6 protein-coding genes are annotated in these 5,806 nt (G+C 34.7%); all 6 read right to left on the reverse strand.

What is annotated here, in order from left to right; all coding sequences use genetic code 11:
* Positions 1-233, reverse strand: a 233-nt coding sequence (locus HMPREF9144_RS14075; protein WP_174262613.1) for a transposase, incomplete at its 3' end; no start/stop codon positions are given.
* Between the two features lie 381 nt (positions 234-614).
* Positions 615-1,688, reverse strand: coding sequence for a GDP-mannose 4,6-dehydratase (gene gmd, locus HMPREF9144_RS06105; protein ID WP_006045044.1), 1,074 nt, complete (start codon positions 1,686-1,688; stop codon positions 615-617).
* A 53-nt stretch (positions 1,689-1,741) separates the two neighbouring features.
* Positions 1,742-2,809 carry a mannose-1-phosphate guanylyltransferase gene (locus HMPREF9144_RS06110; protein ID WP_006045045.1) on the reverse strand — a complete coding sequence of 356 codons (1,068 nt, stop codon included), beginning with the start codon at positions 2,807-2,809 and terminating at the stop codon, positions 1,742-1,744.
* A gap of 93 nt (positions 2,810-2,902) precedes the next feature.
* Positions 2,903-3,232 carry a hypothetical protein gene (locus HMPREF9144_RS06115; RefSeq protein WP_006045046.1) on the reverse strand — a complete coding sequence of 110 codons (330 nt, stop codon included), beginning with the start codon at positions 3,230-3,232 and terminating at the stop codon, positions 2,903-2,905.
* A 55-nt stretch (positions 3,233-3,287) separates the two neighbouring features.
* Positions 3,288-3,569, reverse strand: coding sequence for a winged helix-turn-helix domain-containing protein (locus tag HMPREF9144_RS06120; protein WP_006045047.1), 282 nt, complete (start codon positions 3,567-3,569; stop codon positions 3,288-3,290).
* 170 nt (positions 3,570-3,739) lie between these two features.
* Positions 3,740-5,500, reverse strand: coding sequence for an aspartate--tRNA ligase (gene aspS / locus HMPREF9144_RS06125; RefSeq protein WP_006045048.1), 1,761 nt, complete (start codon positions 5,498-5,500; stop codon positions 3,740-3,742).
* Positions 5,501-5,806 lie beyond the last annotated feature (306 nt).

Consider the following 5,806-nt stretch of genomic DNA (forward strand, 5'->3'; position numbering starts at 1 on the left):
GAAACAACCATTTCATCTGACACATTACGCAAATGTTTTAAAATTAAAAGACCACACATCAGGCGAATAGGATGAGCAGGGCGACCGTTAGTGCTGCAATACAAAGGAGAAAAAGCATTTTCAAAACATTCCCAATTAATCTTATTACTAAGTTGGAAAAGGGGATGTTGATGACTAAGCATGTCCTCTAAAGAAGAGAACATAGAGAGCTGTTTAGATGTACGTTTAAGCATAAATATCTGCAAGAATTATAGTGTAAAGGTACAAAAACTTGCAGATATTTGCAAATAATTTATAGCATAATATACTATGAATCAGAAGAATATTAGGTTTATAAGGGAGGACTATTTATAATAACCAATTTTGGATAACTCTGAGCACAAATTGGAATAGAGAGAAGCATAAGGATTAAGCAAATAGATGAGCGCATAAACTATTTGTTAGTATTAAAATAAAATCTTTTATATCAAGAATTAGAAGACTTTCTAAGAATACATTTATAAAAGATTTATATTTTCTGTATTCAACTAAATTCATTTATACTAATTAGGTGATTGACTATAAAAGAAAGCAATCGCCTAATTAGTATTTACTATTCTAAGAATCTTTGGCAACTAAACCTTCCACGACTGTTCTTTAACAAACTTTATGTCGTGTTCAACCATTATTTTTACTAACTGTTCAAAGGTTGTTTTGCGAGGATTCCACCCTAACTTTGTTTTTGCTTTTGTTGGATCACCAAGTAGTTGTTCTACTTCTGCAGGTCTAAAGTACTTAGGATCTACTTCTACTATCGGTTGATTTGTAGCTTTATTATATCCTTTCTCATTAATACCTTCACCACGCCATTCAATTTCTATACCAACTTCTTTAAATGCAGCAGTACAAAAAGTGCGCACAGTATACATTTCTCCTGTTGCAATAACGAAGTCATCAGGTTCCTTTTCTTGTAGAATTAACCACATACATTCTACATAATCTTTGGCATATCCCCAATCTCGTTGTGCACTAAGATTACCTAAGTAAAGTTTATCTTGCAGACCTTGTGAGATACGTGCGGCTGCTAATGTAATCTTACGAGTAACAAAATTTTCTCCACGTCGTTCACTCTCGTGATTAAAGAGAATACCGTTGCAACAAAACATTCCGTAAGATTCTCGATAGTTTTTCATTATCCAATAACCATAAAGTTTTGCTACAGCGTATGGAGAACGAGGGTAAAAAGGAGTTGTTTCTTTTTGTGGAACTTCTTGAACTTTACCAAACAATTCTGAAGTCGATGCTTGATAAATTTTACATACTTTTTCTAATCCACAAATACGTACAGCTTCTAGCAATCGCAATACGCCAACAGCATCAGTGTCTGCAGTATATTCTGGTACATCAAAACTTACTTTAACGTGGCTTTGAGCAGCAAGATTATAGATCTCAGTTGGCTTTACTTCACCAATAATTCGAATTAAAGAAGAGGAATCTGTCATATCTGCCCAATGTAGATTTATTAAACGCTCTTTCTTCATATCTCGAACCCATTCGTCTAAATACAGATGCTCTATTCTCCCTGTATTAAAAGAAGAACTACGTCGCAGCAAACCGTGTACTTCATAACCTTTTTCTATCAGAAACTCGGCTAAGTAGCTTCCATCTTGACCTGTAATTCCTGTTATTAATGCTATTTTCTTATCCATTTATTATTTTCTTCTAAAGTTATAAATAAGTATTTAAAGAACTTAACTCCACATCATTTATCTTCAGAAAACTGTTTTATTCTTTGTTCTTCTGATAACTTACAAATAAGCAACATTCCATCTTCTTCAGCAATAATATAGCCGTCAAGACCTTGAACTACAACTTTCTTTGTTTCAGTAGCATGTATAATGCAATTCTTACTATCATACATCTGTATATTCTTACCTATAATAGCATTACCATAAAGGTCGTGTTGTGTTTGTAGATATAATGCGCCCCATGTACCAAGATCGCTCCAACCAAAATCAGCTGGACAAACAAATATTTCTTCAGCTTTCTCCATTATAGCATAGTCTACTGATATACTCTCACATTCTGGATACATCTTATCTATATATAATTGCTCTTCAGGCGTACCTAATACATCAAAAAGTTGTTGGAAAATACGTGCAATTCCTGGTTGATATATTCTAAACGCATTTACAATTGTTGATACATTCCAGATAAAAATACCAGCATTCCAAAAGAAATTGTTCATACTGATATACTTTTTTGCAGTTTCAGCATCTGGTTTCTCCTTAAACTGGTCTACACGGAATATCTCTTTATTACGCGCTGAAGGAGTTGTTAAGTCTGCTTGTATATATCCATAGCCTGTCTCTGCCCTAGAAGGTTTCATTCCTAATGTAACAATAGCATCGGTTTCTGATGTAAACTTCAGGCAATTAGTTATAACTCTACGAAACTCTTCTTGATTAGTAACGATATGATCGCTTGGAGTTACGATAATATTCGCTTTGGGATCGGATTTCTTTATTCGCCAGCTAACGTATGCAATACATGGTGCTGTATTTCTTCTACACGGCTCACTTAAAATATTGTCTATTGGAATATCAGGCAATTGTTCGTGAACTAATTCGCAATATTTCGCATTTGTTACAACCCAAACATTTTCAGGCTTTGTAATACCTTTTAGTCGATCATAGGTAAGTTGCATCAACGATCTGCCTACACCTAATACATCGATAAATTGTTTTGGTTTATCAGCTGTACTCATAGGCCAGAAACGACTTCCGACCCCTCCTGCCATTATAACAAGATGATTGTTTGTATGTATCATAACTCTCTTTTAGGCTTAGTTTATTATTCGATGAATAAGTGCAAATATACAAATAAATATCCAACAAACAAATATTCTTAGTATATTTCTGTATTACTCAAACAAATTCAAACTAAGGTCTGTCTGTGTCTTTTCATCTTTCTTAATATCGCATTCATGCGAAAATTTTAATTGTAGATGCCTAACCTCTTGATTATTAATATTTATACAGTAAACACCTTTCCTAACTCTTCCTAACATAGAGTTTGGGCGCTTACTCATTTTTAAGAGACATTGTTGTACTTCTTGATGTGTATCTTCGATATTTAACGATAAAAAGAATGAGTTATATGTGTTAAATATATGACGCGTAATCTTACTCACTGACAATCCTTTTTCGCCAGCTTCAATCAGTAACAGCAATATATCCTTTTCGTATTGCATAAAAAAAGGAGTCTATACTTCTAAATACAGACCCCTATTTAATTCTATTCGTTTACTAAGCAAGGACTAATTTCTCGTCTTCGCTATTAATCTTTCCTTCTTTCAGAAGCCAACCTATTCCTAGATATGCCTCTTCAATACTAATATTTGCAGTCTTTGCTATCTCAGATACAGCTAAACCTCTATTTTCTGCAACGAGTGCATTATATACATCACCAGCTTTAAATCCTACATTTTCTGAACTTAGATCTACTTTCACTGGAGCCTTTTTCACACAAGCCTTCTTGGTTGCTGTTCGTTTTGTTGTTGTCTTAGTGACGTTTTTCTTTTCTACCATAATTATTTGTCCACATTTAAATACTACTGTAGTTAATAAAAGACGAACTCTTATTGGGTTGCAAATATACATCAAATATCTTAATGTAGCTAATTTATTGACAAAAAAGAAACAACTTTAAAGTCATAATGAAGTGCAATATGTTTTTTATTGATTTACATCAACAAAAGTTAGCTTTTTATATCTAATTTTATCTGCAATTCATCAAGTTGTTTTGGAGCTAAAGCTGAAGGTGCATCGAGCATTACATCACGTCCACTATTATTCTTTGGGAAAGCTATTACATCGCGGATTGTATCGAGCCCTGCCATAATGCTTACATAACGGTCTAGTCCGAATGCAATACCTGCATGAGGAGGTGCACCATAGCGAAATGCATTCATTAAGAAACCAAATTGTTCTTCTGCCTGTTGTTTAGTAAATCCTAATACTTCAAACATCTTTTCTTGTAATTCTGTATCATGAATTCTAATAGAGCCACCACCAACTTCAATTCCATTACATACGAAATCGTATGCTAATGCTCGTACTTGTTCTGGATGTTCGTCGAGTAAATGCAGATCTTCTGGATTTGGCATAGTGAATGGGTGATGAGTTGCCATAAGACGTTGTTCTTCATCGCTCCATTCAAATAGTGGGAAGTCTACTATCCACAAACATTTAAATGTATTTTTATCGCGCAATCCTAAACGATTTCCCATTTCTAAACGTAATGAGCATAGTTGTACTCTAGTTTTATTAGCATTGTCGCCTGACAATATCAGTACTAAATCGCCATTGTTTGCATTTGTAGTTTTCTTCACGTCTTGTAATTGTTCTTGTGTGAAGAATTTATCTACAGAGCTCTTTGCTGTGCCATTTTCATCGTATTTGATGTAAACTAACCCCTTTGCACCTACTTGTGGACGTTTTACAAAATCGGCAAGTTCGTCTAGTTGTTTACGGCTGTAATGAGCACAACCAGGCACTACGATTCCACCTATATAGTTAGCCTCGTTGAAAACAGAGAAATCGCTTTTATCTTTTAGAGCGTCCATAAGTTCAACAAATTCCATTCCGAAGCGGATATCAGGTTTATCAGAACCATAACGCTTCATTGCATCGTTCCATGTCATTTGTTCTAACTTAGCGGGAAGTTCTACGTCTCTAATTTCTTTAAATAAATAGCGAGCCATATCTTCAAAAACTTGAAGAACGTCTTCTTGATGTACGTATGACATTTCGCAATCTATTTGGGTAAATTCTGGTTGCCTATCAGCACGTAAGTCTTCATCACGGAAACATTTCGCAATTTGGAAGTAGCGGTCGAAACCTGCTATCATCAATAGCTGTTTCAGCGTTTGTGGACTTTGTGGGAGTGCATAGAACTGACCTGGATTCATTCGTGAAGGTACAACAAAATCGCGTGCTCCTTCTGGAGTAGAGCCTATTAATATAGGTGTTTCCACCTCTATAAAGTTTAGTTTATCGAGGAAATTACGAATAAGAATAGTCATTCTATGGCGTAATTCTAAGTTACGACGCACTGCTGAACGTCGTAAATCCAAATATCTGTATTTCATTCGGAGATCGTCTCCGCCATCTGTATTATCTTCTATTGTAAAAGGTGGAGTTAGCGAGCTACTTAATATAGTCAATTCCTTAGCAATAATCTCAATATCGCCAGTTGGTATCTTACTATTTTTACTTTGACGTTCGTTTACAATACCTTTAACGCTAATGCAGTATTCGCGACCCAATTTGTTGGCTTCATTACAAAGACCAGCATCTTCAGCCTCATTAAATACAAGTTGTGTAATGCCATAACGGTCGCGTAAATCAACGAAAGTCATACCGCCCATTTTACGTGAACGTTGGACCCAACCCGCAAGTACAACTTCTTTACCTGCATCTGTTAAACGGAGTTCACCACAAGTTTTAGTTCGATACATATTCTTATTATTTTTTATTATTTAGCCCTGCAAAGATACTAACTTTTACTGAGAACGATTAAAAGGATATAAAGAAATTTCGCTTTTTCTCTTTAAATGCAATTATGAATAATACTTATTTGAAAAGCCTATTTACGAACATTCATTAAAGGCTGATATCATTTCAACAGAAAAACATAAATTCTTGCATGCCTTGTAGAACTAAGTGTCTATTATTCCAATACCCGTTGGCGGAATTAATCAATAGATAAAATATCAGAAATATGAATGTAAAAAGTTGCACATGTCGCTAAAAATCAGTAACTT

Origin of the sequence: Prevotella pallens ATCC 700821 (genome assembly GCF_000220255.1) — a bacterium.
GTDB lineage: Bacteria > Bacteroidota > Bacteroidia > Bacteroidales > Bacteroidaceae > Prevotella > Prevotella pallens.

Coding starts and splice junctions, on each gene's coding strand:
- gmd (WP_006045044.1), bottom strand. CDS start 1,688: ATGGATAAGAAAATAGCATTAATAACAGGAATTACAGGTCAAGATGGA.
- HMPREF9144_RS06110 (WP_006045045.1), bottom strand. CDS start 2,809: ATGATACATACAAACAATCATCTTGTTATAATGGCAGGAGGGGTCGGA.
- HMPREF9144_RS06115 (WP_006045046.1), bottom strand. CDS start 3,232: ATGCAATACGAAAAGGATATATTGCTGTTACTGATTGAAGCTGGCGAA.
- HMPREF9144_RS06120 (WP_006045047.1), bottom strand. CDS start 3,569: ATGGTAGAAAAGAAAAACGTCACTAAGACAACAACAAAACGAACAGCA.
- aspS (WP_006045048.1), bottom strand. CDS start 5,500: ATGTATCGAACTAAAACTTGTGGTGAACTCCGTTTAACAGATGCAGGT.